This is a genomic window from Desulfococcus sp., from assembly GCF_041737845.1.
Taxonomy (GTDB): Bacteria; Desulfobacterota; Desulfobacteria; order Desulfobacterales; family Desulfococcaceae; genus Desulfococcus.
This window is the reverse complement of record NZ_JBGSQX010000167.1, coordinates 1-24,477: the sequence shown is the minus strand read 5'-3', so window position 1 is coordinate 24,477 and position 24,477 is coordinate 1. Positions and strand designations below refer to the sequence as shown.

The following is a 24,477-nucleotide window of genomic DNA, read 5'->3' as shown; positions in this document are numbered from 1 at the left end:
TCCGGGAACCCGTCCCCCTACTGGGCGGCGGGCGGGGGGACCGGGGCAGCAGCACCCGCGTCCCCGATGATCTTTGCGGGCCCCAGAAGCACGCCGATCCATCGCGTGCCCGGGCCGCTTTCCAGAGCGATCTTGACGGTCATGGTCAGCGGGACCGAGAGGAGCATGCCCACCGGTCCCAGCACCCACGTCCAGAACACCAGCGATATGAACACGACCAGGGTGGACAGGCCCAGGCGGCTTCCCATCCATTTGGGTTCAATCCCATAGCTGACGCCCATGTTAATGGCCGCATACCCCATGCCGGTATACAGGGCATGGGTCAGGTCGAACTGGATCATGGCCATGGCGATGCCCGGCACGGCGGCGATGGTGGAGCCGATGTTGGGGACGTAATTGAGCAGAAACGCAATGAATCCCCACAGATAGGGCTGTTTGACGCCCACGATTTTGAGAAGGGCGACGACGATGGCGCCGGTCAGGAGGCTGCACCAGGTCTTGACGGCCAGGTACCGCATGACGCTTTCGGTAAACCTGGAAAATCCCGCCGGGGCCTCCCCGGTCTCGCCAAGGGCGCTCCTGAGCTTGGAGGGCATGCCGGCCGCCTCGAACAGGATGAAGATGACCGTGAGAAGGATGACGAACATGTTGGTCAGAAGGCCGCTCAGGCCCCCCAGGAAGCCGGTGATGAACCTCATGACGGAACCGGTCTCGATGAAGTCCATCCCGTCGAACTGGGAGGTGTCGATCCCGCGGGTGTCAAGCCAGGCGGCGATCCCCAGGGTCTTCTCCTGGAAGATTTTCTGGTATTCGGGCAGGCTCATGGTGAAGTTCTTCAGCGCGTTCCCGATGAATGCGGATACCAGAAAGCCTATCCCCAGGAGGCCGACGGCCACGAGGAAGACCGCAAGGGGGGTTGGCACCCCGACGCGACGGAGCCAGAAGAGGGGCGAGGTGCAGATCACGGCAAGGAATATGGCCAGCATGAACGGCACCAGCAATGATGCCGCCGCCCGCATCCCCGCGACGATAATGACAAAGGATGCCGTCATCAGCATGAATTTCCATGAAATGGATTCTCCGGTGCGTAAGCGCATGATCCCTCCCTGAAAGTTGTTGCATCCCCGCCTGGGTTTTTTGATCTACATATCCATTTTGAAGAACTGTTCGTTTTCAGTGACAGCCTCGGCTTTTTTCGAATAGCGGGTGGGGGCGGTCCCCTCCCTGAAGCATTCAAAGCGGACGTTCCGGGTTCCCGGGGAAGGGAGCAGGCCGGTATCCGAATCGATCTTGGAAAAGACGATGCCCTCGGGCACCTCGAAGTCTTTTACGGGAATCCCCACATGGATGGTCTGCATGAAATCGAGCCATATGGGGCTTGCCGCCCTGCCGCCGGTTTCCTTGGGGCCGAGGGAGCGCTCCTGGTCATAGCCGACCCATGCGCCGGCGATGTACTCCGTTGTGTATCCCATGAACCAGGCGTCATTGAGGTTGTTGGTGGTGCCGGTTTTCCCCGCGACGGGGCGGTTGAGCGCGAGGACGTTCTTTCCCGTGCCTTCCTTGACGACGCTCTCCATGAGGTTTGTCATGAGATAGGCCGTTTCCTTGTCGATGACCTGTTCGGCGTCGATGTTGAGGCCTTCAAGCTCCCCGCCGTGCCGGTCCTTGATGCCGGTGATGAAGACCGGCGCGATGCGGTAGCCCTCATTGGCGAAAACCGAATAGGCGGTCACCAGCTCAAGAAGCGACACCCCGGAAGACCCCAGGGCGATGGAGAGGTTCCGGCTGAGGTCGGAGGTGATCCCCAGTTTTTTGGAGTAGTTGATGACATAACCGACACCGATTCTGTCGAGCAGATTGATTGTGGACAGGTTGCGCGAATGCGCCAGGGCCGTGCGGAGAAGATTGCTGCCATAGATTTTCTTATCGTAATTCTTGGGTTTCCAGGTCATGTTCTCGTCTTTGTAAATGAAGACGTTGTCGGATATCATCGAAGCGGGGGTGTATCCCTTGTCCAGGGCGGCCGAATAGATGATCGGCTTGAAGGCGGAGCCCGGCTGGCGTTTGGACTGGATGGCCCGGTTGAACTGGCTTTCCTTGAAATTGCGTCCGCCCACAATGGCTTTGACATACCCGGTGCCGGCCTCAAGACAGATGAGGGCCGCCTGGGCTTCGGGCGTCTGCTCCAGCCTGAGTTCTCTTTCCCCGTCCGCGGTGGTATTCTCCGCCGGCCGGACCCAGATGACATCCCCCCGGGACAGCAGCTCCGATTCGCGTTTGCCCCTGACGTTCCGCAATGCCCACTTCATTGTGCCAAAGGGGATCCGTCCGGATCCAAAGGCGGTCTGGACCATGACGCCGCCTTTTGGGGCGGAGACCTCCGTTACCACCGCCTGGATCACCTCATCCCGGACATGGGCATCGGCTGTTTCTGCGAGTTGTTTCAGAAAACCGGAAACCGCTCCGGGGGCCAGGTGTTCGATGGGGCCCCGGTATCCGGAATGGCGCTTGTCCAGGTCTCTCAGCCCGCGTTCAATGGCCGCCCGGGCCGCATCCTGCATTTCGATGTTGACGGCGGTGAAAATCTTGAGGCCATCCCGGTAAAGCGCGTCCGCGCCGTATTTGCTTTCGACGTATTGACGGATGTATTCCGTATAGTAGGGAACGGTTTCAAGATAGAGGTTCTGCCGGGTCCGGATGTTCAGGGGGGCGGCGAAGGCTTCGTCCGCCGCTTTCTGGGGGATATACCCCTCTTCCACCATCCGTTTGAGGACATACCGCTGACGGTCCTTGGCGCGGTTCAGGTGCTTGTAGGGGGAATAGCGGCTTGGCGCCTGGGGAAGGCCCGCCAGGACGGCGCATTCCCCCAGGGAGAGGTCCCGGACCGGTTTTCCGAAATAATTTTCCGAGGCGGCGGCCACCCCGTAAGCCCCGTTGCCGAGGTAGATCTGGTTGAGGTAGAGAAAGAGGATGTCTTCCTTGGAAAAGGCGCTGTCGATACGGTAGGCCAGGATGGCTTCCTTGATCTTGCGGCGGAATTTCTTTTCGGGCGAGAGCAGAAACGATTTGGTCACCTGCTGGGTGATGGTGCTGCCCCCCTGAACAACGGTCCCGGCCTCGACGTTTTTGATCGCGGCCCGGATGATGCTCACGATGTCGACGCCTTTGTGTTCGTAAAAACGGGAATCCTCGGCGGCGATGAAGGCATTGACGAGCATTTCCGGGATCTCTGCAAACGGGGTGATGATTCGCCGCTCCTTGAAAAACTCGGCGATCACCCGGTTGTCATCGGAATAGACCGTGGAGATGACGGGGGGGCGGTAATCGGCGAGGGATGAAATCTGCGGGAGGTCTTCGCTGAAATATTTGTACAGCCCCACCAGAAGGAGCCCGGAAGAGATGACACCCAGCAGGAAAAGAAAAATTCCCAACCGGATCACCCGGCCGATGAACCGTCCAAAGGATGAGGGTTTCTGGTCTCCGTGAGCCATGGCGGCGTCCTTCGTTTTCATGTTGATAAGGTTGTCAGGAATCCCGCTATCAGATATACGAGGGTTAGGCAAGAGGCCTGCGATGGGAAAAAAAGTAAAGATGGTCTCATAAAAGGTCGATGTATACGCGGTTTCGGAAAAAAGTCGAGATACGGCTTGCGTACCCCTCGTCACTGCGGCGTACTTCAGGTGCGCCGCAGTGACGAGGGGTACGCGTAACGCAGATATCGGCCTTTTTACGGAACCGCCAAAAAGAAATTGACTTTATGGCATATTATGGTTATTCAACTCAGTTTTGATTTATAAATAGAACCTCGCCGGAGAATATGGCGGAAAAGCGCGTGAAATGTCAAGCGGTCTTTTTGGGGTGCCGGAGGCGGAAAGCCCGGGGCCCGGATCTTTTGAAGCACGGGCGAAACGCGGGCAAGGCAGGTTTTCTGAATTTTCCGGCATGCGGAATGCCGCGGCGATCCTTATGAAAGAGTATGATCGATGATCAAGTTGAATTTTGAGAAAATGGGCGGTCTGGTGCCTGCCGTCGTTCAGGATTACCGGAGCGGCGAGGTCCTGATGCTGGCATTCATGGACGAGGAGGCCTGGGAGCATACCCTGCGATCGGGGCTGGCCTCGTTCCACAGCCGTTCGAGAAATGCGCTGTGGGTCAAGGGAAAAACCTCCGGAAATGTCCAGCGCGTAAAGGAGATCCGGGTCGACTGTGATGACGACGCCGTGCTGCTCAAGGTCGAACAGGTCGGGGGCGCCGCCTGCCACACCGGCCATCGAAGCTGTTTTTATCAGAAAATCGAGGATGGAACGGTCACTATCGTAGGGGAACCGGTCTTTGATCCCAAGGAGGTGTACAAAACATGAAAGAGCGGCTGAAATTGGGCATTCCAAAGGGAAGCCTCCAGAATGCCACCACTGAACTGTTCAAGCGTTCCGGCTGGAAGATCAATGTCAACGGCAGGAGCTATTTCCCTGAAATCAACGACGACGACATCGACTGCGCCATCTGCCGGGCACAGGAAATGTCCCGTTATGTCGAGAACGGCACCCTGGATGCCGGCTTGACCGGGAAGGACTGGATCGCCGAGAACAGTTCCGATGTCTACGTGGCCGCGGATCTCATCTACTCCAAGGTCAGCGCCCGTCCGGCCCGGTGGGTCCTTGCGGTTCCCTACGACTCGCCGGCCAAAACCCTGGAAGACCTCCGGGGAAAAAAGATCGCCACGGAGCTGGTAGCCTTCACCCGGCGGTATTTCGCCGAGAAGAACATCCCGGTGGAGGTCGAGTTCTCCTGGGGCGCCACCGAAGCCAAGGTGGTATCGGGCCTGGCCGACGCCATTGTGGAGGTCACGGAAACGGAAACCACCATCCGCGCGCACGGCCTCAAGATCATCCACGAGCTGATGCAGACCAACACCCAGCTCATCGTCAACCGCGAGGTCTGGAAAAACCCCGAGAAACGGGAAAAGATCGAGCAGATCGCCCTTCTGCTCCAAGGGGCGTTAAGGGGCGACAAGCTGGTGGGCATCAAGATGAACGTTCCCGAACCGTGCATCGAACGGATCATTCCGCTTCTGCCCAGCCTGAATGCGCCGACCATCGCCCATCTCTACAATTCCGACTGGCTCTCGGTGGAATCGGTGGTGGACAGCAGCGTGGTCCGCGACCTGATTCCCAGGCTCCTCAAGAACGGGGCCGAGGGGATCATCGAATATCCCCTGAACAAGGTCGTATAAGGAAAGAAATATGATTTCTCGACGACTCGACGGCATCTCGTCATTCATTGTCATGGACGTCCTGGAGCGGGCCCACGAGATGGAGCGCGGCGGCACCCATGTCATCCATCTCGAGGTGGGGGAGCCGGATTTCGATGCGCCCCAGTGCGTCAACGACGCCTGCTGCAAAGCCTTGAAGGACGGGCACACCCACTATACCCACAGCCTGGGCCTCCTCGAGCTGCGGGAGGCCATCTGCGAGTATTACGGAGACACCTACGGCGTCTCCGTCGATCCGGGCCAGGTGGTCGTCGGTTCGGGGACATCTCCGGTCATGTTCTGCCTGTTCGCGGTCCTGTTGAACCCCGGCGACCAGGTCATTATCTCGGACCCCCATTATGCCTGTTACCCCAATTTCATCAAATTCGTGGACGGCCTTCCGGTCACGGTTCCGGTTTTCGAGGAGGACGGGTTTCAGTACCGGCCGGAGGCCATACGGGAAAAGATCACCGAAAAGACCAGGGGCATCTTCATCAATTCCCCTTCCAACCCGACGGGCAACCTGCTTTCGGCCGACCGCATGCGGGCCATCGCGGCCATGGCCGCGCCCGAAGGGCCCTTTGTCATCTCCGACGAAATCTATCACGGGCTGGTCTACGAAGGGAAGGAGCACTCCATCCTGGAGTTCACGGAGCATGCCTTCGTCCTCAACGGGTTTTCCAAGCTTCACGCCATGACCGGTCTCCGGCTCGGATATCTCATCGCGCCCAAGGCGTTCATCCGGCCCATCCAGAAGATCCAGCAGAATTTCTTCATCTCCGCCAATGCCGTGATCCAGAAGGCCGGCATCGCGGCCCTGAAGGAGGCCGGCTCCGACGTCGCCCGGATGAAGGAGACCTACAACAAACGGCGGCTCTTCATGATCGACCGCCTCAAGGCGCTCGGTTTCGGCATCACCGTGCCGCCCACGGGGGCCTTTTACGTGTTCGCCAACGCCCGTCACCTTTCCGGCGACTCTTACCGGCTGGCCTTCGACATCCTCGAGAAGGCCCACGTGGGGGTGGCGCCGGGCATCGATTTCGGACGGCACGGCGAGGGTTACCTGCGGTTCTCCTACGCCAATTCCCTGGAGAATATCGAAGAGGGCATGAACCGGATCGAGGCCTACCTGCTGCGCCGGCCGCCGCTTCAGTCGGAAACCCCGCGATGATCATCACGTCCGCCGAGTTCGTGATCAGCGCCGTCAAGCCCTCCCAGTACCCGCCGGGCCTGCTTCCCGAGATTGCCTTCGCCGGGCGCTCGAACGTGGGAAAATCCTCCCTGATCAATACCCTGGTCAACCGGAAGCGCCTGGTCAAAACCAGTTCGACGCCGGGGCGCACCCAACTCATCAATTTCTTCGAGGTGAACGGGCAATTTTCCTTTGTGGATCTGCCCGGGTACGGCTACGCCAAGGTGCCCCTGCCCATCAAAAAGACCTGGGGGCCCATGATCGAAACCTACCTGTCCGGACGGGAGACCCTGGCCGGGGTTGTGCTGATCCTGGATATCCGGCGGGTCCCCCGGCAGGAGGAATTCGATTTCATCGCCTGGCTGAAGCGGTTCGGCATTGAACGGATCCTTGTCCTGACCAAGACGGACAAGCTGTCCACGACCCGGCAGCGCAATCAGCGGGGCGCCATCGCAGCGGCCCTGGGCGTCGATGCCGATCGCCTCATCCTGTTTTCCGCCCAGACGCGGAAGGGCCGGGAACAGGTCTGGGAGGCCGTGGCGGATGTCGTCCGCCGGAAAATGGAGGGATGATGGGAGAAGAGATCTCCGGGCGACTCAAGGGATTCCGGTCCGGGTTCGTGATGCTGGCCGGGGCCCCCAACGCGGGGAAATCGACCCTGCTCAACCGGATCCTGGGCGAGAAGGTGTCGATTACCTCCAAGAAGGCCCAGACGACCCGCAACCGCATCCTCGGCGTGCTGCACCGGGAAGGCGCCCAACTCGTTTTCATGGATACCCCGGGCGTCCACAGGGCCACCCAGGGCCTCAACGTCAGGATGGTGGATGTGGCGCTCGCGGCCATGGGGGATGCGGACCTGATCCTGTTCATGGTCGATCTGAAATCCCCCGACCCCGATGCGGAAGGGTTCGTGCTGGAGAAGCTGGAGAAGCAGCCCCGACACGTGGTGCTGGCCCTCAACAAGACCGACCAGGTCCCGGCCGAAGCCGTCCTTCAGGCCATCGACCGGTGGCGGACGGTGTACCCGTTCCAGGCCGTCGTCCCCATATCCGCCAAGCACGGGCACCAGGTGGACGCCCTTGTCGAAGAGATGGCGGGCATGCTTTCGGAGGGCCCGCCCTTTTTTCCCGAGGACGCCCTCACCGATATGCCGGAGCGGTTTATCGCGGCCGAGATGATCCGGGAGAAGGTGTTCCGGCTGACCGGCCAGGAGATCCCCTATGCGACGGCGGTCACCGTCGAATCCTTCGAAGAGAAGGAGCGGATGGTCAGCATTCACGCGACCATCCATGTGGAGCGGTCCTCTCAGAAGGCGATCGTGATCGGCAAGGGCGGGTCGAAGCTGAAGCAGATCGGCCAGGCGGCCCGGGAGGATATGGAGCGCATGCTGGGGACCCAGGTGTTCCTGAGGCTGTTTGTCCGGGTGCAGAAGAACTGGAGCCGGGACACCCGTGCGCTTCGAAAATTTGGCTATTGATACAGGATGCCCATCCTGCGGCGCCGCAGCGACCAACCATGCCTAAACAAATAAAAGAGATCGAACCCTTCGGAGGCCACATCGACGAATCCGAGATCCGCAGGGAGCGGGAGAAGGCCCGGGATCTGCGGGCTTCCCAGTGGTGGAAGCGGCAGTGCGCCAGGGGTCGATGCCATTACTGCGGCATCGCCGTCGCGCCGAAATCCGTGACCATGGATCACATCGTCCCGATCAGCCGGGGCGGAAAAAGCACCAAAGGCAATGTCGTCCCTTCGTGCAAGGAATGCAACAACCGGAAAAAGCAGCTGCTGCCCATGGAATGGGATGCCTATCTGGCGTCGTTTCGCACGGACTGACCGGTTCTTGGCCCTCTCGGGTCTCAGGTGACGGAGATGAATGGACTCGTTGTGGACAATCTCTGTTTTCATGGAAAAGGCCCCTTTTCCCTCGCGGTCGGCCCGGGCCGATGCGTCGGCCTCTCCGGGCCGTCCGGATCCGGAAAAACCCAGATGCTCCGTGCCATGGCGGACTTGATTCCCCATACGGGCGAGATTGTCCTGAACGGCGTCGGCGCCCGGACCCTGCCGGCCCACGCATGGCGGAAAAAGGTCGGGTTTCTCCCGGCCGAGGGCGCCTGGTGGGGGGAGACGGTGGGCGATCATTTTTCGGATGTCGATGCTGCGGGCTTCATGCACCTTGGATTGGATCCGGATGTGCTGTCATGGGATATTTCGCGTCTTTCCAGCGGGGAGCGGCAGCGCCTCTCCCTCCTCAGGCTTCTTGCGGGACGCCCGGAAGCCCTTCTTCTGGATGAACCGACTGCGAACCTGGACGATGAAAACACGGAACGGGTGGAGGCCCTGGTGGCGTCCTATCGGCTGGTTCACGAGGCCCCCGTCCTGTGGGTCAGCCATAATCCGGACCAGATCCGCAGGGTGGCCGCGGGCCGGTTCGCGTTTCAGGGCGGCGGCCTGATTCAATTGGATTGACGGAAAGGCAAGGATGGACGAATCATGCACGTGATATCCCTCTCCCCCCTTGACCTCTCGGCGGCGGCGCTGCTGGTGATCGGCCTTGCCTTCCTTTCAATCCCCATGAGGCTTCACCTGGCCCGGCAGCTCCTCGTTGCCGGCAGCCGGACAGTCCTGCAGCTTTCCCTGGTCGGCATGGTCCTGAAGGCCCTGTTCGATCACATTCATCCTGCGGGCCTTGGGGCGGTCGCGGCGGTCATGGTGGGCGTGGCGGGGGTTGAAATCATGCGGCGGCAGAAACGGCGGTTTACCGGCGCATGGGGCATCGGGATAGGCACCCTGTCCATGTCCGTTTCCTCGTTTTCTGTTACGATTCTGGCCCTGACGGTCGTGATCGACATCCGGCCCTGGTATCATCCCCAGTATGCCATCCCCCTCCTGGGCATGATTCTCGGGAACGCCATGAGCGGCATCGCCGTTGGGCTCGACCGCCTGACCGCGACGGCCTGGGACCAGCGAACGGTCATCGAGGCCCGACTGATTTTAGGGTATAAATGGTCCGAGGCCATCGAGTCGATCCGGCGGGAGAGCATCCGCAGCGGATTGATCCCGATCATCAATTCCATGAGCGTCGTCGGTCTGGTCAGTCTGCCGGGGATGATGACGGGGCAGATCCTGTCGGGAACCCTCCCGGTCGAAGCGGTCAAATACCAGATCCTGATCATGTTTCTGATCGCCGGCAGCACGGGCTTCGGTACGATCCTGGCGGTGACGCTGGGCGCCCGCCGTCTTTTCGACGAGCGCGAGCGGCTTCGATTGGAGCGCCTCCGGATCTGAAGGCCTCGGACTGCCGTACGGGGGTTCCCCGATGTTCCGGTATACCCGGATTGGGTCACCTTGACTCAGTGGCTTTTTCACTTAATTTTACAGCGTAATCCATGATGCGTTGTCAATCGTTTGACAGGGGGTGATGCCAAATGGCCGAGAAGGACTATTACGAGGAACTGGGGGTGAATCGAACCGCCTCGGAGGATGAAATCAAGAAGGCTTACCGGAAGCTGGCGATGAAATATCATCCGGACCATGCCAAGGATGATAAGGCGGCGGAAGAAAGGTTCAAGAAGATCAGCGAGGCCTATGCCGTCCTCAGCGACAAGGAAAAGAGAAAGCAGTACGACACCTATGGCTCCACCGATTTTCATCAGCGCTTTTCCCAGGAGGACATCTTCAGGGGGTTTGATTTTTCAAGCATCTTCGAGGACCTTGGATTCGGCGGCAGGGGGTTTTCCTTCACGGGCGGCCGGGGGGGCGGCAAGCGTTTCTCCTTCGGGGGCGGCGGACAGCAACCGGCGCCCAGGGGGGCGGACCTGGTCTATGAACTGCCGCTGACCCTGCGCGACGTGGCATCCGGAGCGAGCAGGAGCGTAAGCTTCCAGCACGGCGGACGAAGCGAGCAGCTCACCGTGCAGATCCCCAAGGGGATGATCACGGGCAAGAAGCTCCGGATTCCGGGAAAAGGCGAACCCAGCCCTTACGGCGGGCCTCCCGGCGACCTCTATATCCGTTCCAGGGTTGTCGAAGACCCTGTTTTTTCGAGTGAGGGCCATGACCTTCATGTCGTCAGGGAGATCAAGCTGACGGATGCGATCCTGGGCACCACCATATCGGTTCCCACGCTGGAAGGCCGGGAGCTCAGCCTGAAGATCCCCCCGGGGACCCGTCACAAGACAAGGATGCGGCTGGCCGAAATGGGGCTTCCATCCATGAAAAGCGGCAAACGGGGAGATCTGTATGTCACCGTCCAGACGGAGATGCCTGCAGACCTGTCGCCCATCCAGAGGGAATTGGTGGAAAAGCTGAGGGAGACAGGTTTATGATGACAGCAAAAAGATTGACAAACACCTATGCTATAAGTTATTTTCAGATCGGCAGAATTTGGATCAAAAGATTGCTCCTGTTTTGATGGCAAAATGGCGGTGTTCGTAATCACAGCGGATCGGGGAACCCCAATCCTGCTGGCCGGAAATCGCCGCCCTAAACAACCTAATGAAACACTGCGATAATAGAGATCATGCCTGAGTTCATCCCCGTTCTGACCCGGGAAGAGATCGAAAAGCTCGTCGCCGGCGTCGCCCGGAGCATATCCGATGATTACAAGGATCAGGAACTTGCTCTCATCGGCGTGCTGAAAGGCGCTTTCATTTTTTTATCGGACCTGTGCCGGCACCTGACGGTTCCCGTCACCATCGATTTCGTCCAGGCGTCGAGTTATGGCGCCAATATCTCTTCTTCCGGCAATATCGAGCTGATAAAGGATGTCGGTCTTGATATCCGAGGGAAACACGTTCTGATCGTCGAGGATATCGTTGATACGGGACTGACACTTTCCTATCTCGTCCGGCACATCAGGAGCCTTGGTGTAAAGACCGTCAAGATATGTGCGTTGATCGACAAGCGCGAACGCCGGAAAACCGATGTCTGCGTAGATTATGCCTGCTACGTGGCGAATGCCGGATTTCTCGTGGGATACGGGCTCGATTACGCTGAAAATTTCAGGGAGCTGCCGGGAATTTTCCATTTACAATTATAAACGCCGAGGGGGGAGGGTATGAAAATTACCTGCGATAAATGCGATACCCAGATCGAACTGGGTGAAGATCCCGGGCAACTCAAGACTTCAACAATCTGCTGCACCCACTGCAATGCGATTCTGGATGTCGTCATTCCGACAGTCGAAAAAAATGTCGATACCCCCGCCAAAGCGGGGTCCGATATGCCTTCCCCAAAAACCGCCAAAGAAAAAAGGGATTTTCTGCGAACCGACATGCCTGGAAAAAAACGGAAGAAAAAAAATGTGTCCGAAAGCGTGAAAGCCAATCCTCCCCATCACAGCGACGGGAAAAAAAAGCATTCCGATCCCGCCGGAGCGGCCCCAGATCGGATGGATCCCATTCAACCGAAGACGGTTTCCGGCGGTCTCCTCGACACGGACGACCCGTTTGATTTTCTGGCGGATGAAGAAGAAAAATCGGGAGCCGGCGACATGTTCAATGAAAAAACAGAGGTGCTTGGCATCGACGATATCGATTTCAACACAGGGAATGATGCTTCCGCGGGTGGGTCCAGCCGCACCCCCGGCGGCGGACCCGCCACTGACGGAAACCTCTTTCTCGATTTCGACCTGGAAGGATTGGGGTTGGATGCCGATGCGATCAGGCGTATCGACGGTGCGGAAGACACCGATGCCCTTGATGGGATGGAACCGTTCACGCTGGATCTGGATGAGGAATTTTCCGCCGTTTCCGACGACGAAACCATCGTCCTCGACCTGGATCTGGATGGCCGATCCGAAAGATTCCGACCCGCCAGCGAAAAAAGGCCTGTCGACGCCGTGTCAAAAGCGGCGGCGCCGGGGGCGGGCGCCGGTTCCTTTTCGGAGGAGCCCGCCCCGGCATCGGCAGAAATGGACGGCCGGTTCGGCGCCGCGGGCAAGGACGGTCTGCTGGATCTTTTCCTTGACATGGATCATCGCCAGAAAAGCGGCGTGTTCCGCAGCAAACAATTCCCGGAAGATGTGGGCCTGATGCAAATTGAAGACGACGACTTTTTTGTCGATGGGGAAGATCCCGAAAACCTGCCGCTGGATATTCAAAGCCTGAAAAAAGAGTTGGATGCAAGGGGGGGCCTGAACAACCAGGAGGACTTCCTTGAATTCGATCTGGGTGCGGATGATGACGGCGGGGCGACCCCTTCAGAGGATGTCGGCCTGGGCCTGGATGAGAACCTTCTTTTGGATCTGGATTTCGATTTCGATGTGGACGAGCATCGACCGGCAGCGGCTGCGGAAGGCAGCAGGGCAGAGGCCGTGGCCCCGGCTCCGGGAGGGGCCCCGAGGGATGCGGTCCTGGAGACGGATGAGAACCTTTTTCTGGATCTGGACCTGGACCTGGATTTCGAGGAGGACGAGGAGCGGCCGGCAACGGTCGCGATGGCGCACGGTGCCCCCCTGCTGAAGCGTGATCCGGTCATGGAAACGGTTCCGGATGACGAGGGGCTTCTGGAGGACCTGGATCTCGATCTCGAGGAGGACGAGCATGGGCTGGCAACGGTCGTGGCCGATGGCGGTCTGAATCGTGATCCGGACCCGATGGCGGCATCCGAGGACGTGGAACTGGTCCTGGATGATGACGATCTGCTGCTGGACCTCGATCTCGGCGAAGACAGGGCGGCGGCTGCGGAAGAAGACGCCGCCGCGGAAGACGATTCCGTTGCGCTGGTGTTCGACCTGGATGAGGAGAGCCCGCAGGAGATGGCGGCCCCTGCCGCCCTCCGGGATGAAGAGTTCTCCCTTGAGCTGGACCTGGATCTGGACGACGGGGCGGAAGAAGCGCCCCTTCCGGACCGGGACGGCGGGGTTCCGGAGTTCGATCTGGACCTGTCGCCGGGGCCGGTTGCCGATGCGGCGGCTCCTGCCGGGGGCCGGGATGAAGAGTTCTCCCTCGAGCTGGACCTGGAAACTGAGTTGGAAAGCATTTCCGAAGCAGGGAAGGCCGCTTCGGATGAGCAAGAGGATTTTTCCTTGGAACTGGATCAGGAAGAGTCCGGGGAGGATGCCGCGGTTTCGGAAAAGGCTGATGATGCACCCCGGCGCGATCTCGAAAAAGCCCCGGTCGCAGAAAAGAAGGTTTCCCTTGAGCTGGAGCGGGATGATGCCGGCGCAGGCCATGCCGACGCCCGTGCATCAGAAGTAGATGAAATGCTGAAGGCCATCGATGGTGATTCGGAATCCGATGAAGAATTCTTGTTCAATATGGAATTGGAAAGATTCGAGGAAGCCCCGGATGCGCTGGAAACCGAGCCAGCGGCGGTACACGCCGGGGTGGCCGGCGGGTCCGATCCGGATGTGAAATCGACTTTCCAGGATGAGCCGGAAAGTTTCGAGGTGGTTGAGGAGATCCTGCTTTCATCCGATCGTGATCTGAGAGCTCAGGAGATGGGGCATCGGGATGAGGATTTCATAGATGCATTTGACATGGGTATTCCAACGAATGAGTTTGAGGAACTGAATGAGAATCCGCCTGAGGATAAAAAGCCTCAAAAAGTCGCGGCCCATGCTGAGAACCGCGGCAGCTTGATCGCGGCCGGCGAGCCCGGGGGACGGAGACGAATCGGATTGTCTGTGTTGATTCTGGTGCTGGCGCTCATAGGCGCTCTTCTGTTCGGGGCATATTCCTTCGGGCTCTTTGAAGGCTTCAACGCGAGAAATATCCTTCATAACATTCCGTTTTTGAAAGAACATGTCGCGGCACCGAACCATGCCGGCGAGATTGTGGCCCTGGAAAACACGATCAAAAACCGCTTTGTGGAAAACAAGGTCGTGGGGACGCTGTTTGTCATCACCGGAAAGGTTAGAAACGACTTCCCGTCGCCCCAAAGCCACATCGAGGTGGTGGGCAGGCTGTTCTCGCCGGGGAAAAAAGCCGCCGGTAAAGAAAGCGTATACTGCGGCAACAACCTGACGGACCAGGAACTGACCACGCTGCCGTCCGATCGGATCAAGGATCTCCTCCGAAACAAGGCCGGAAAAAACAGCAGCAATGTCAATGTCCCTTCGGGAAAAGTGCTCTCCTACATGATCGTTTTTGATCATCTCCCGGGCACACTGGAGGCGTTTGACGTGGCGGTGAAAGGATCCGTGCCTTCCGGGGGATAGCAGGGAAATTCAGCTTGACTTTATGCGGCAAGCCTGCTATCTGAATCAACGCTTTTGGGGCTGAACCCGGTGGACATCAGGGGGGATGGCCGTCACGGAAGCAGCATGCAAGGTTTTTTCAGGTCCGTCCAAATGGCGATGTAGCTCAGCTGGTTAGAGCATGCGGCTCATATCCGCAGTGTCCGGGGTTCAAGTCCCTGCATCGCCACCATCACCCAATCCAGCATCATCCGATACTGTCCAAAAAGGCTTGAGAAATCAGGCCTTTTTCTTTTCTGTTGTCCGACAGAATCCAATAGTATAGGATCAACTCCAAAGTGGTTGGGGGTGCGTACAGGAGTGTTCGCCCCTTTCTCAAACATAGATATCCCTGCAAGTAAGAACTGAATCCTTATGCCTGAATGGATTACGCCACTCCTTTTTTTCGCGCATACTGATATTGTTTTTTTATAACAACTTGAAAAAATATTAAAAATTGAATTTTAATTGCCGTATCTCCAGGGCAAATCAAGAAGGCTTCTTTCGATTCCCACGACATTGTAATCATCGACAAAGGTGGTTACCGTTCGTTCAAATATCAAAGAGGATAGGATGAACCATGATTGGTCACCAAATCGGACCATACAAAGTCCTCAACCTGCTCGGCCGGGGCGATATCGGAATGGTTTACCGGGCACTGCATTCCCAATCGGAGCAACTGGTTGCCATAAAGATGCTCTCGCCCGAGTTGTCCGCGAACCCGGCAACGCGAGACCGAATTCTGAACCAGGCCAATCGACAGGCTGGACTCTTTCATCCCCATGTTGTCAACGTCCTGAAATACCTGAAAGACAGCAAGGGGATCTATCTTGTGATGGAATATGTTCAGGGCGAGAGTCTGGAAAAAAGGCTCACCCGGGTGGGTTTCCTGGAGCGGTCCGAAGCCCTCCGGATCGTGTTGAAAATCCTGGACGCCATAGCTTTCATGCACAAGCGGGGAATCCATCACCGTCATTTGAAGCCCAGCGACATCTTGATCACCGGGGACGGGAACATCAAGGTGAAGGACTTCGGGATCGCCAAGGTCTTCGGTGAAAAAGGGATCTCCGTGACGGGGATGCGGCTGGAATCTCTATGGTACATGTCTCCGGAGCAGCTCCGAGGGGAAAACGTCGAGGCCGCATCGGACATTTATTCCCTTGGCATCACGCTGTATCGGATGCTCACCGGGCAGGTGCCTTTTCACGGCAAATCCAGATTCGAGGTCATGAAAGCCCACATGGAGGAGATTCCGCGTGACCCTGCGGCCATCACTCCGGAGCTCCCGAGGGCTTTCTGCGACCTCATCTTGAAATCCCTCGCCAAGAATCCTCAAGACAGATTTCAATCCGCGGAAGAACTCACAAGCGCCTTGCTGCAGTTTACCGAGGGGGGCAAACCCGGCGCTGCCATCCCTTCCGAGGGGCCGCTCCTGGTTCAGGAAGAGGATGGGAGAGAACCGGGGTCATCTTCCCGGGAGAACGATGCCTCCCCCATCGGGATATCGGAAGAAGAACTTCTTTTTCCGGACCGTTTCGATCGGAAAGTCTTTTATCTCCTCATGGGGACCGGAATGGTTCTCATCGGGTTGTTGATGCACATTCTTTTTTTTGGGGATTCCCAGAAAGGAAACCGCCCCGAGGACACGATTCCCACGACATTCTCCCCTGCATACAGGATACCTTCATCCTCCGCGCTGCCCGTGACCGTGGGTGACGGAACACAGACGCCAGAAACATCCCCGCCTCCCGAGGCAGCGCCGGAAAGCGCCCCCAGGGGTACCGACGGGGGGTTCCTGGTAACGCCCCCCTTTCCGCAGGCGCCATTCTCCCCCGGGGAGACGGGGAGCCCGCCGCTAACGCAACCTGCGCCTTCATCTGTAGGGAGTTCCGATATGCAGCGCTCCGAGCCCAATGAATGGCCGCAACCGGGGCTGGCGGAAACGCCCAGAAACGAGGAACTGGTGGAACCCAATGCAGCGCCCCCGAAGGCTGACCCGTCTAAAGGAAAGAAGATCGCAAGACCTGAGCAGTATTCGGAGAACAAAAGAAAGTCGCCCGCCAATAGAGAATCCAGCGAAAAATCCGGCAAAAAACCTGAAGGAGAGAATCAAGGATGGCGCATCATCAAATAGTCCGGGTGTTGATGTTGTTTCTGATGCCTCTTTTCCTTGTGGCATGCCAGAAAGCGCTGCTCAAGACTGAACTGTCGGCTTACAAGCTGGCGTATAAGCCGGGTGAGCAGCTTGTCGCTTCCTACGAGGAGACGAAGAAGAAGCATCGTTGTGCCGGCAATTCCTCGGTTTATCTGGAGGATTCGTTATTCAGGCCGTATAAGATGGTTCCCGGGGAACAGATACTTACCCGTTTCACCTATGCTTCCTGCTCTGCGGAAAGTATCTCCGGCACGATTGTCCGGCAGGTGACGCACAAGGGAAAAGTCGTTTTGAAAGACACCACCCGCTATACTTTTGTTCCGGGCACATGGGCCGTGAACGCCTATATCCAGATACCGCCCGGTGCGTCTCCCGGGGCTTACGTCTTTGCGCTGACCGTCAAGGCGGGACGCCAGGTCTTCAAGGAAACCTATTCGTTCCAGATCCTACAGCCATAGCGCGGGGAGTCATCATGAGTTGATCCAATATCCATCTTTGACCGATTACGACCCACAACCGTTTCAACGCAAAAAAAAGGAAAATAACGATATGAATTCCATCGGACCCGTAAACGCACTGTATCCGATGCCCACCACGCTGGTGGGCGCAACGGTCAACGGCAAGCCGAATTTCCTGGCGGTCGCCCACGTGGGCATTCTGAACCACGGAACGCCCCAGTATCTATCCATCGGCCTTGGCAAGGTCCACTACTCCAATGCCGGCATCCATGAAAACCGGACGTTCAGCATCTGCCTGCCGTCGGAGAACCTCATGGTGGAAACCGATTACTGCGGCATCATGACGGGCAGGAAAACTGACAAGGCCGCCCTGTTCGACGTTTTTTACGGTGAGCTGAAAACCGCGCCGATGGTCCGCCAGTGCCTCGTCAATATGGAACTCCGGCTCCACGACGTACTCGATTTTCCGACCCATGAAATTTTTATCGGCGAATTGGTTCAGACCCATGCTGATGACGGCGTTCTGACCGACGGCAAAATCGACATCGCCAAACTGCGGCCGCTGCTTTTCGACATGGCGAGCAAAAAGTACTGGTCGATAGGGCCGGCCGTCGGCAATTGCTGGCATGCGGGCAAGGCCCTGAAGACGAAAAAACCCGAATGATCCTGAACGCCAGGACACTATAAAGGAACAGTCATGCCGTCACTCTTTGAACAAACGACCCTCAGCTCCCTGATCCTGAAAAACCGTTTTGTGCGCTCGGCCACCTGGGAAGGGATGGCCGACGACGAAGGCGCCTGCACCCCTCGCCTGATAGACCTGATGACCCGGCTGGCGGACGGGGGCGTTGGATTGATCATCAGCGGCCATGCCCATGTGAGCCGGGAAGGCCAGGCCGGACCCGGACAGATGGGCATTTACGACGACGGGTTGCTTCCGGGTTTGGCCCGGATGGCCTCGGCGGTCCACGCCCGAAACGGCAGGATCATCGTCCAGCTGGCCCACGCCGGCTGCCAGGCCGCCACCGGTTTGTCAGGCCTGCCCGCCATGGGGCCTTCAGTCCTCGAAGGGGAAAAGGCCCCCGTCTGCCGGGAAATGACCCTTGACGATATTGAGGGCGTCGTCGAAGCCTTTGCCGCCGGCGCGGCAAGAGCCTGGAAAGCCGGCTTTGACGGGGTTCAGATCCATGCCGCCCACGGGTATCTGCTCAGCCAGTTCCTTTCGCCTTGCTACAACCGGCGGCAGGACCGCTACGGCGGCAGCATCGAAAACCGCGCCCGTATCGTTCTGGAGGTCCTGGATCGCATCCGCCGGGCCGTCGGCAAAACCTTTCCGGTGCTGATCAAGTTGAATTCGGAGGATTTTGTCGAAGGCGGTTTCAGTCGGCAGGACATGCTGGCGGTTTGCCAGGTGCTTGAGCGCGCCGGGATGGACGCCGTAGAGCTCAGCGGCGGCACCCCCCTTTCGGGCAAGAACACCCCGGTCAGGACCGGCAAATTCGACACCCCCGACCGGCAGGTTTTCTATCGGGACGCCGCCCGGGATTACAAAGCCCGTATCCGTATCCCCCTGATTCTGGTGGGCGGCATTCGGTCCCTGGAGGTGGCGGAAGCGCTGGCGGCATCCTCCCAGGCCGACTACATCGCCCTGTGCCGGCCCCTGATTCGGGAACCTGAACTGATTCAGCGCTGGCAGTCCGGAGACACGGCCATAGCCTCCTGCAAGTCGGACAACCTTTGCTTCAAGCCGGCCATGGAAGGCCGGGGGATATACTGCGTGCTCGAGGAGCGGGAGAAAAAGGGCAGCGAGTAGACGCCGGTCGGAGGCGGGTCCACTTCATTCGAAGCCCGCCCGGCATGACGGCTGTTCGGATCAGAGACGGCAACATAAGGGCGCACCGCCAGGAGGATGAATCCTTTTTTCAGCCATTGACAGCCGTTACATGACACATTAAGATAACCGGTGGATAGGCGGAAGAAGAGACGCCGAGAATAAAATTGCAACCCAGGAAAACAAGATGGATAACAGACTACAAATGATCCGGGAAAAGATCCATTATATGCAAATCAATGAAATCCTGAAACACAAATGGATTGAATCGGAAAAGGCCATGAAGGATTTGGGCAACCAGGCCGTTTTCGATTGGGTAAATAAATATGCCGCTGAGTTCAGGACGTATTGGGAAGAGCGTCTCAGGGACGAAAACAGGCCGGATTAAAAAAATAGCAACCCTTGCCTTGACCCCGCGACATTTTTGTTTGAAAGCCGATAAACAAGCTCCGGCAACCCCCTCCATCAGGCGACGGACACATTCCGCGCCAAAAATCTCCCCTTCAGCATGCCAAGCCGCTGATCTTGCATTCCCTCAAATCTTTGATGGATTCGCAAAAAGTCGATTTTCTGATGGTTTTGTAAAAAGGTCGAGATCAAGGCTTGCGAATCCCGAGGAATGAAAAGTACTTATGGTACGCCGCAGTGACGAGGGATACGCGTAACGCAGATATCGGCCTTTTTGCGAAACCGTCAATCTTTCGATACAACAACCAGGTTCAACTCAATACGGAGCGCTGAAATGAAAAAGAGACTCGTGATCGTTGTTGTTTTGCTGGGCATCCTTTCCGCGGGCGGTGCCGTCTGGTATTTCAACCGACCGGCGGCGGGCGTGATCCAGCCGGCGGAGCTGCTGCCCGAAGAGACCCTGGTGATGATCGAGGCGGTCGACCTGAAGGAAAGTCTGGATGAATTCAGGGCCGGCCCCCTGGGCCGGGCGGTTTCGGGGATCGAAATGCCGGCCTGCATGGGGGCCTTCAACGCGGATCCTGAAGAGATCGAACGCCTGAGCCGGCTTCAGGCCCGGTTGATGGCGGGCCTAGACAGCCCCTGGTTCGACACGCTTTTCGGGGATCTTGCGGTGGTCGCCGTCCTGCAGCCGGACCCGGATGCCCTTCGGTCGGCCCCGGAAAGGCTCTGGCATGAGTCCGCCGTCATGGTGCTCCGGCCCGGAAAGCCGGCTGAAATGATCCAGTGGATCGGGAAGATGTTCGCCCGGGATCTGACCATCACGGCCCATACGGCAGACGACGTCCGGATGGACAGGATCGAGACGGGAGACGGTCCGCCGCTTTTCGTCGCCGTCCATCGCGGTCTGGGGCTGGTTGCCCTGGACCCGAAGCCTATTGTCCGCTGCTTGGCGCCCCAGACAGGCGCCCGCCTGTCGCTGGCCCGGTCACCCGATTATGCCGCCCTGCGCGCGGAGCTGGCGACGCCGGAAACGGCCCATGGCTTTGCCTGGATCAACCTTCACGCCGTCCTCAACACATGGTTCGATCTTGCGGATCAGAAAAATGCCGGTGACGCCTCCGCGGACGAGGCCCGGAATCTGTGGGGCGGGTTCAATCAGGCCAGGCCCGTCATCGCCGCCGTCGCGACCGACGACGGCCAGGTGGTCCACCACCGCTGGCGGGTCAAGTACAATGCCGCGGACCTTTCGCCGGACATGGCGCGTATGCTGACCGTCCCGCCGGAAAGCAACACGACCCTCCCCTGGATGCCCGAGGCGGTCCTGTATTACAGTTGGCAGAACAATCTCGGTCATCTCCTTGAATCCGTTCTGGACCTCTCCCGCCTCAACCCCGGGGAGGCGGCGGAATTCCGGCGGGATTTTGAGGGGAAAACCGGGGTTCCCTTCGAAGACGCCATGAACGCCTTCGGCAGCCAGTTCGCCGTCATGATTCGGGACATCCAGACCGGCGGGATGTTCCCCGTGCCCGAGTTGGCCATCCTGGCCGAGGTGGGGCAGCCGGAGGTCATCGACCGGCTCGCGGACGCCGCCGTCCGGCATTTCGGGCTGGCCAAGGCGGCGGAAGATTTCCAGGGCAGCACCATCCGGTATGTGGCGCTGCCCTACGGCGAAGACATCAGTCCCGGCTATACGGTTCGGGACGGCTTCCTGGTATTGGCCTCCAGCCGGGGGCTCCTCAAAACCCTTCTGGGGCGGGAAGCGGGCGGGAAGCGCCTTGCGGATTCCCCGTCCTTCAGCGCCGTCAACAGGGGGCTCACCGACCCCAACAACCAGGTGGTCTACCTTCAAACCGGCGAGGCCGCCGCCAGGGCCAAGGATCTCCTTAATTGGGCTCTGACCCTTGCCGGCATGACCGGCAGGGCCGGGGACGCAGGTCAGATGGCCTGCCTCTCCAACAAGGTCGCGGCGCCGATTCTGGATGGTCTTTCCATGTACCCGGCCATGGGTTCCCGGACGCTCTTCGGGGAAAACGGCATCCAGGCGGACGTCTATGTTCTGAAACCCACCCATGAATGAGACGGGACGCGGCGCGTGGTCGCCATCCGCATCGAGGAAGCCCCCTGTGGGGGTTCCGGCGGCATGTTGAGAGACCGGGCAGTTTTCAGTCCTTATCGCCGCCCCTGACCCCCGCCGCCGCCCATGCCGCGCCCGCCCTGGCCCGGACCTCTGCCCCGGCCGACGCCGCCCATGTCCTGGTCCCCCGGCTTATTTGGAACGACCTGAGCGGCATCATCGAGGCTGAACGCCTTTAGGGCGTTTTCATCTAGTGCCTTCAGGGCTTCCCGGACGGTTCCGCCGGCGCATGCATGGATTTTGATCTTGGATTGGTCCAACACCTGGGCGGCCTTGGGGCCGACCTGGCCCGTGATTACCACCTGGGTCCCGGCTTCGGCAATCATCTGCGCGGTCTGGATGCCGGCCCCTTGGGATAGATTCTGCTGTGCGGCATTATCCAGGTACTGGACGTTTTGGGTGTCGGTGTCGAACAGGATGAACCCCGGGCTCCTGCCAAAGCGGGGTTCCACATCACTGTCCAGGGTTTTTCCGGATGTACTGATCGCGATTTTCATGACGCTTTTTCCTTGCTGTTGGTTTGGGGTGAATACGGGAGAATGGCATTCAATGTAAGAATGTATTATCAGACTGATTTCATAATATCAAGGATTATTTTGAAACCCAGCTCATAACTATAGACTGCATCCGTTCCCAAAGCCGGCGCCTGGATTTTCGCCATCGGCTGCCGAAATTATGCCATGGCGCCGGGCAGGCGGCCGATCCTTTTTTCAGGCTTCTGCGGATATTCCGAATGATTTTTCCCGGAGAAGGAAAGCATTCAGTAAGGTAAAGAAGACTCGGGAGGAATTTTCTCCTCCGATGACGGGCAGCGTCCCCAATCTGCACTGGCCGGGCATAGCATGTCCGGCAACCTTTCGAAATTCCGACCGATGTTTTCCGGCCGGTGGGCGTCGGACGAGAGAACCAGCGGGATGTCGCGGCGAATGCATTCGGCGACGAGCCACGGGCTGGGATAGGGCGCGGCCGTCGGGTGGTCGCAGCCGGACATATTGATTTCGACGGTCATGGAGGACGCCTTGACATGGTTGAGGGTTTCCATGACCAGATCGCAGTACCAGGCCGCCGTCTCATCGAAAAAGATGCCGTCCCGATTGTGCTTCTTGAGAACATCCAGATGACCCACGGTGCTGACCAGCCCCGAGTCCACGACCCTTTGAAGATGCTTGTAATAATGGGTGCAGAGGGCGCGGATATCCCCGTTGAAGAGGGCCGATAAAAGCCGCTCGAACTCCGTCCGCGTGCCGTTCACCATGCCGCGGCGACCATCCGCAATGATGCCGTGGACCGAACCGATGGCATGCTCCCAGCCGGCCGCCGCGATCTTTTCTGTCCATACCTCGAAGCCGGGAAGGTATTCCATCTCCAGCCCCAGCCGAACCTCGATGACGCCCGCGTACTCCCCGCGGACCCGGCGGATCTCCTCCCGGTAGCGGTCGATCTCTTCCACCGCCATGGCGTAGCGGCTTTCGAAGGGCAGGGGCATGTGGTCGGTGATGGCGATCCTCCGAAAGCCCCTGGCCACGGCGGCCTCGATCATCTCCCGGACACCGGCGTTTCCGTCGGAATAGCGGGTGTGGAGGTGGAGGTCCGAGGCGGGGTCGATGACTGCTTCCATCCGGTTTCCTTCGTGATCGTGATTCGATATGTACCCCGGCGCCGTGCCGTTTACGGCGGCCGGGGTTGACATGGGGTTAAAGCGCGGGGGATTCGCACATGGTCGACAGGGTTTCGATGTATTCACTCTGCCCCTGGTAGAGCCGGGTCATCTCGATGATGATCCCCGCGATCTGGGCGATAGCCTGCACGAAATTCACGTCATCGAGGGTGAAATCCCACTTTTTCTCCGTGTAGACCCGCACGGCGCCGATGGCCTCGTCGCCGATCATGATGGGCACGGAGAGGATGGACGCGATCCCTTCGGCCTTGGCCGCCTCGGGATACTGGATGCGGGGGTCGTCACCAACGTCGTAGACCGCGACCGGGCCGTCTTTCAGGGAATCGGCGATGGACTTGAGGGCGCTGATGGCCCCCTTGTTGAGATATTCCCTGCTCAGGCCGGTTGAGGCCGCGACCTCCAGTTCATTCGTGCCGCGGTTGACCAGGAAGAGGGTGCATCCCTTGATGTCCAGTGCGGATTTGATGCTCTTCACCGTCATCTGGATGATCTCTTCCGTTTTCTTCGATTGGGTCAGAGACCGGGTAATCTTGATCAGGGTTTCGTAGTTAAGTCTCAGATTTTTCATGCTCACCTCCTTTATATCCTAAAATTCCTTGAAAATCCGGGCCAGGGGATGCCCCGGGGCCTCGATGGACAGGTCGTTGAAATATCCGTAGGGGGTCTGGACGGTCGCGTATCCGGCGCTTTTCAACCGCTCTCCCGCGCGGTCAATGAGGGCCCTGGCCGCCTCGGGATCGGCCTTGGCCTCTCCCAGATGGGTAAAGGAATGAAGAACGACCTCCTGGGCCTCCCATTTTCTCGCCACCCATTTGGCGTTTTTCACGAGTTTGGTCTCGGCCGAACTGCCGTCCCCCAGGTCCCCGGGCTCGACATGGATGAAGGCCACCACCGCGCGGGTGCGCTCGTCCGGGGCCGCGTCGGGAGCGTTTTCCAGGGTCTTGAGGGTCGGCGTCCAGGCGAATCTTTCGCAGAACCAGAACAGAACTCTCACAGGATCTCCTTGTTGCGGCGTCAGGCCAGCGCCCCGAGGGCCTCTTCGATGACGCCCAGGAACATCGGAATCTTGTAGCCGTTCCCGGACATGGGCTCGGCATCTGCCATGGCCGCCCGGGCCGCTTCTGCAATGGTCGGGCCGTCCAGCACCCTGCCTGCCACGACCGCCTCCGCCGCCGTCGCGCGGCAGGG

General features: G+C 58.8%; 22 protein-coding genes and 1 tRNA gene. 17 read left to right on the top strand and 6 right to left on the bottom strand.

Annotation, left to right across the window (positions count from 1 at the left end; genetic code table 11):
- Window positions 1–17: 17 nt before the first annotated feature.
- Together ACEW8N_RS20710 and ACEW8N_RS20705 are read right to left on the bottom strand one after the other, a co-directional pair.
- On the bottom strand, window positions 18–1,097 hold the full coding sequence (locus ACEW8N_RS20710; protein WP_373501772.1) for an AI-2E family transporter: 1,080 nt from the start codon (window positions 1,095–1,097) through the stop codon (window positions 18–20).
- Window positions 1,098–1,142: 45 nt separating this feature from the next.
- Complete coding sequence (locus ACEW8N_RS20705) at window positions 1,143–3,491, bottom strand: penicillin-binding protein 1A (protein ID WP_373501771.1); 2,349 nt, start codon at window positions 3,489–3,491, stop codon at window positions 1,143–1,145.
- Window positions 3,492–3,983: 492 nt separating this feature from the next.
- On the opposite strand from ACEW8N_RS20705, the gene hisI reads away from it, so the two are divergent.
- The 17 genes from hisI to ACEW8N_RS20620 all read left to right on the top strand — a co-directional run bounded on the left by hisI (window position 3,984) and on the right by ACEW8N_RS20620 (window position 21,554).
- Complete coding sequence (gene hisI / locus ACEW8N_RS20700; protein ID WP_373501770.1) at window positions 3,984–4,361, top strand: phosphoribosyl-AMP cyclohydrolase; 378 nt, start codon at window positions 3,984–3,986, stop codon at window positions 4,359–4,361.
- Window positions 4,358–5,233, top strand: a complete 876-nt coding sequence (hisG, locus tag ACEW8N_RS20695) for an ATP phosphoribosyltransferase (protein WP_373501769.1) — start codon at window positions 4,358–4,360, stop codon at window positions 5,231–5,233. The genes hisI and hisG overlap by 4 nt, the downstream gene beginning before the upstream one ends.
- Before the next feature lie 10 nt (window positions 5,234–5,243).
- Window positions 5,244–6,422 carry a pyridoxal phosphate-dependent aminotransferase gene (locus ACEW8N_RS20690; RefSeq protein WP_373501768.1) on the top strand — a complete coding sequence of 393 codons (1,179 nt, stop codon included), beginning with the start codon at window positions 5,244–5,246 and terminating at the stop codon, window positions 6,420–6,422.
- Window positions 6,419–7,015, top strand: a complete 597-nt coding sequence (yihA, locus tag ACEW8N_RS20685) for a ribosome biogenesis GTP-binding protein YihA/YsxC (protein ID WP_373501767.1) — start codon at window positions 6,419–6,421, stop codon at window positions 7,013–7,015. Before ACEW8N_RS20690 ends, yihA begins: the two co-directional genes overlap by 4 nt.
- Entirely contained in the window at window positions 7,012–7,920 is a 909-nt protein-coding gene (gene era / locus ACEW8N_RS20680; RefSeq protein WP_373501766.1) for a GTPase Era, read from the top strand. The genes yihA and era overlap by 4 nt, the downstream gene beginning before the upstream one ends.
- A gap of 38 nt (window positions 7,921–7,958) precedes the next feature.
- Window positions 7,959–8,276 carry an HNH endonuclease gene (locus tag ACEW8N_RS20675; protein WP_373501765.1) on the top strand — a complete coding sequence of 106 codons (318 nt, stop codon included), beginning with the start codon at window positions 7,959–7,961 and terminating at the stop codon, window positions 8,274–8,276.
- 36 nt (window positions 8,277–8,312) lie between these two features.
- Window positions 8,313–8,909: an ATP-binding cassette domain-containing protein gene (locus tag ACEW8N_RS20670; RefSeq protein WP_373501764.1), complete on the top strand. Its 597-nt coding sequence runs from the start codon at window positions 8,313–8,315 to the stop codon at window positions 8,907–8,909.
- A 24-nt stretch (window positions 8,910–8,933) separates the two neighbouring features.
- Window positions 8,934–9,728 carry an iron export ABC transporter permease subunit FetB gene (gene fetB / locus ACEW8N_RS20665; RefSeq protein WP_373501763.1) on the top strand — a complete coding sequence of 265 codons (795 nt, stop codon included), beginning with the start codon at window positions 8,934–8,936 and terminating at the stop codon, window positions 9,726–9,728.
- A gap of 140 nt (window positions 9,729–9,868) precedes the next feature.
- Window positions 9,869–10,768 carry a DnaJ C-terminal domain-containing protein gene (locus ACEW8N_RS20660; RefSeq protein WP_373501762.1) on the top strand — a complete coding sequence of 300 codons (900 nt, stop codon included), beginning with the start codon at window positions 9,869–9,871 and terminating at the stop codon, window positions 10,766–10,768.
- A gap of 194 nt (window positions 10,769–10,962) precedes the next feature.
- A complete protein-coding gene (gene hpt, locus ACEW8N_RS20655; protein ID WP_373501761.1) occupies window positions 10,963–11,481 on the top strand; it encodes a hypoxanthine phosphoribosyltransferase in 519 nt (172 codons plus the stop codon).
- 18 nt (window positions 11,482–11,499) lie between these two features.
- Complete coding sequence (locus tag ACEW8N_RS20650) at window positions 11,500–14,604, top strand: hypothetical protein (protein ID WP_373501760.1); 3,105 nt, start codon at window positions 11,500–11,502, stop codon at window positions 14,602–14,604.
- A 134-nt stretch (window positions 14,605–14,738) separates the two neighbouring features.
- Window positions 14,739–14,815: transfer RNA gene (locus ACEW8N_RS20645), tRNA-Met, on the top strand.
- Window positions 14,816–15,202: 387 nt separating this feature from the next.
- Entirely contained in the window at window positions 15,203–16,756 is a 1,554-nt protein-coding gene (locus tag ACEW8N_RS20640; RefSeq protein WP_373501759.1) for a serine/threonine protein kinase, read from the top strand.
- Complete coding sequence (locus ACEW8N_RS20635; RefSeq protein ID WP_373501758.1) at window positions 16,738–17,235, top strand: hypothetical protein; 498 nt, start codon at window positions 16,738–16,740, stop codon at window positions 17,233–17,235. The genes ACEW8N_RS20640 and ACEW8N_RS20635 overlap by 19 nt, the downstream gene beginning before the upstream one ends.
- Before the next feature lie 91 nt (window positions 17,236–17,326).
- Window positions 17,327–17,899 carry a flavin reductase family protein gene (locus ACEW8N_RS20630; RefSeq protein WP_373501757.1) on the top strand — a complete coding sequence of 191 codons (573 nt, stop codon included), beginning with the start codon at window positions 17,327–17,329 and terminating at the stop codon, window positions 17,897–17,899.
- Window positions 17,900–17,932: 33 nt separating this feature from the next.
- A complete protein-coding gene (locus ACEW8N_RS20625) occupies window positions 17,933–19,048 on the top strand; it encodes an NADH:flavin oxidoreductase (protein ID WP_373501756.1) in 1,116 nt (371 codons plus the stop codon).
- Window positions 19,049–19,808: 760 nt separating this feature from the next.
- Window positions 19,809–21,554, top strand: coding sequence for a hypothetical protein (locus ACEW8N_RS20620; RefSeq protein WP_373501755.1), 1,746 nt, complete (start codon window positions 19,809–19,811; stop codon window positions 21,552–21,554).
- A 92-nt stretch (window positions 21,555–21,646) separates the two neighbouring features.
- On the opposite strand, the gene ACEW8N_RS20615 is transcribed toward ACEW8N_RS20620, so the two are convergent.
- From ACEW8N_RS20615 to ACEW8N_RS20600, 4 genes are all read right to left on the bottom strand, one after another.
- Window positions 21,647–22,108 carry a NifB/NifX family molybdenum-iron cluster-binding protein gene (locus tag ACEW8N_RS20615; protein WP_373501754.1) on the bottom strand — a complete coding sequence of 154 codons (462 nt, stop codon included), beginning with the start codon at window positions 22,106–22,108 and terminating at the stop codon, window positions 21,647–21,649.
- Window positions 22,109–22,371: 263 nt separating this feature from the next.
- A complete protein-coding gene (locus ACEW8N_RS20610; RefSeq protein ID WP_373501753.1) occupies window positions 22,372–23,229 on the bottom strand; it encodes a histidinol-phosphatase in 858 nt (285 codons plus the stop codon).
- Window positions 23,230–23,305: 76 nt separating this feature from the next.
- Window positions 23,306–23,857 (bottom strand): GAF domain-containing protein, encoded by a 552-nt coding sequence (locus ACEW8N_RS20605; protein ID WP_373501752.1) that lies wholly within the window; start codon window positions 23,855–23,857, stop codon window positions 23,306–23,308.
- A gap of 18 nt (window positions 23,858–23,875) precedes the next feature.
- Window positions 23,876–24,283 (bottom strand): threonyl-tRNA synthetase editing domain-containing protein, encoded by a 408-nt coding sequence (locus tag ACEW8N_RS20600; protein WP_373501751.1) that lies wholly within the window; start codon window positions 24,281–24,283, stop codon window positions 23,876–23,878.
- Window positions 24,284–24,477: the final 194 nt, after the last annotated feature.